Genomic DNA, 2,982 nt, shown 5'->3' with positions numbered 1-2,982 from the left:
GCCTGGTGGCCCGCCTCTCGTCCTCGACTGAGCCGAGCTGCACTCCGGACCCGCCGAGCAGTATCGAATAATCCAGCTTGACCTGCTCCGGGAACGCATTATTGAACTGGCGATAGAAGTCATACGGGCCCCACGAATCCTTCATGAAGTAGCCCTCGAACACGTGCTTCCGATTGAACTCGCTCTTCCAGTGCAGCTGATAGTAGTCGCGCGCCGGCCCGTTCGGAGTACCGGATGACTGTTCGAAGCCTCGAATCAGCTTGATGATGTATTTCCGATTCGAGTTCGGATTGAATACCATCCGGCTGGACAGCGCCCAAACGTCTTCTTTCGGCAAGCCCGCACCAAACGGGACGTTCGCATTGGCCGGCTCGAAGAAGAACAGGTAGGAGTCAGTTGGCGTCGGGAACTCGGTGTAGGTACCGCCGATATTGAACGCGAACTTTGCATCCTCCCGCCAGTCGTTGTCCCAGTCATAAAACTGCGTCGCGCCGGTCGGATCGTAGGTCAGGTACATCTCCGCCGAGCGTGCCTCGCGGTTGCCCAACACGGCAAACGGGTCGGTATCCGTGTTTCGCGGGTTTATACCCGGAGAGAAGATCCCCTCCACGAACTCCCCTTCGGTGTTGGATGGCGCAATGAACGGGTTCGCGTGCACGAGATTGTCTCGATACAGCACCCGTGGGTACAGCATGAAATCACCGAAACGCAGGATCATGCCGGCCTCGTACTCCTGCTTGTTGCCCAGGCCAGAAGTCGGCAGACGGCTAGGATCGAATACGCCGAACGTCTTGTGCGGGTTTCCGGCATCGGCCACGAGTCCCGCGTGCCAGGCCTGCAGGTAGGTCTCGTTCCACGGGAACGTAAGCTTCGCCCGGAAGCCCAGCGCGTCCTCGTCCTCGATCTTGTCAACGTAGATGTTGCCGTCCTCGCCGACGCGATCATAGACGTCATCGATTTCCTCAGGCGCAGAAATGATGCCGCCGAGCTCCAGCTTCCAGCCGTTGGAGAACTCGCGTTCTGCCGTCAACGTCGTTTGACGGGACTGTCTATCCGTAGACTCGGAAAGGCCCGATCCATCGTCCCGACGAGCCACGTCTTCCGAGTGGATGAAGGTCCAGTCAAACTTGGCGAGCTTGAAATCGTATTTAAAAACGACTTTCGGGTTTGCGCCCCAGTAAACCTCCGGACCGAAGAGCAGCGTGACGCCGTCCCACTTGCCCTTGCCCGTGATCTCGACGCCCGACGGTGCACTTTGGTCCCAAATATCAACACCGGCGATGTCGGTTGCCTCGCGGATCAGGCCGAAGTGATCGCCTTCGTAGCCCCAGTGGAATCGCGGCGTATGGTAAAAGGCCTCGACATCGACGTTCTCGCCCTCGTACGTCGCGTTGAAGTCATAAAGCTGTACGCGTTCGCGACCCTCGAACAAGAAATCCCGGGTGCTAACCTCATCACCGGCGATGTCAATCTTCAGAAAGCCCACGGGAAGGCCTCGATCGCCGTAGGTGAACTCGAGCGGCCTTTTCTCGGCAACATTGCCCAGGATGTTCAGCGACATCTGGCCGCTGACTCTGTCCGTAGGCTGAAATCCGAAGTCGAGGAATACCATCTGGCCGTCGGAGAAGGTGAGAGACCTTTCGCCGTCCGCACTGTACCCGAGCTCGTCTCCTCTGACGACCATCTCGCCCTGCAGACGTCCGCCGGTGAAACTCAGCTTCTTCTTGTCTTCCTCCATTTCCGCCTTGACGGCTCGGACATCGCCCCTCAGTTCGAAAAGGCCCACGTCCATGTTCGCGAACATACTGTTGATATCCGCCTTGCTCGCAGAATATGGATCCATCCGGAACACTTCCTGCATGACGTCGTAGGCCATTCGCGGTCGCGCCGTGGCCACCCCGTCGGAATTCGAAGGACCGAGGGCAGTAATCCCGAACCACTCCTCGTTCATATTGTTCTTGCCTTCGGCCCAGTCAAACAGGTATGCCTGGTTGGCCCAGGAGGCATTCGTATCCTGGATATCGAGGCGCTCGATCTGCAGGTATTTCCACCATTCGTCACGCCATTCGAAGATGAAGGCACCGATCGAGTTACCTTCCTCGCCGTTACTGGCGGACTTGTTGTACATCTCCTGCCACTGGTCTTTCAGAATCAGCGCTTGCGAAAGCTGATCCTCCTGGAAGTCGCGGGCGTTGAACGCATCGCTGCCGAACTCGAAGAAAATGACGGGAAGATCGAGCTTGGCATCGACATCCCTCCACAGATCCGTGAAGCTGCTGCCGCGGTAGACATTGGTGCCGAGCATATCGATGTCGGGACAGAGCTCGGCGATCAGGTCGATGTACTGGATGTCACCGTTAACGATCGTGAACGGATGATTCGGTGCGATGGACTTGCCCGCAGCGACGACCTCGTTCCACAGGCTGTAAAGGAAGCGCGCCTTGGCGGTGTTTTGCTCGCCTTCGGGCAGGTTTTCGATCTCGAAGCTCGACCACGAAAGTCCGTAGTTGGACTCGTTGCCGAATGCGAACATCAGCACGCCGGGCGTGTCCTTGTAACGCCGGACGAATTCCTGCATGTCCCGCTTCAACACTTCACGCGTGCGGGGATCAGAATAGTCGGTAAATGGAATCCACTTGCCGTCGACGTTGTAGCCATAGCGACCCATCAACGGGTTGATGACCGACATAATGCCGTGCTCGCGGTAGATGTAGGTCACCCACTTCGGCGGAATCATCGTGAAGCTGCGAATCGTGTTCACGCCCATCTTCGCCATCAGGCCGAAGTCGTAATCCAGGATCTTCCGGATCTGCTCGTCGGGCTGGCCAAACAGGTTATAGGTGTAGTTCTGTCCACGCGGCGTGTAGCCCCAGACAACACCCTTGACGTAGTAGTCCTCGCCGTTGACCTGCAGCTTCCAGCCATCGGCTCCTTTGACGACGTCGACCTTGTCCACCTGTGCGTGGGTCACTGCCGGCACGC

The 2,982-nt window shown here is 57.8% G+C and carries 1 protein-coding gene; it reads right to left on the bottom strand.

Going from position 1 to position 2,982, the window contains the following annotated elements:
* On the bottom strand, positions 1-2,982 hold a 2,982-nt coding region (locus HKN37_05910), incomplete at both ends, for a hypothetical protein (GenBank protein ID NNE46176.1).

The sequence above is a fragment of the Rhodothermales bacterium genome (genome assembly GCA_013002345.1).
Lineage (GTDB): Bacteria > Bacteroidota > Rhodothermia > Rhodothermales > JABDKH01 > JABDKH01.
Note: the sequence above shows the minus strand (reverse complement) of the source record. Positions and strands in the feature narration are given on the sequence as shown.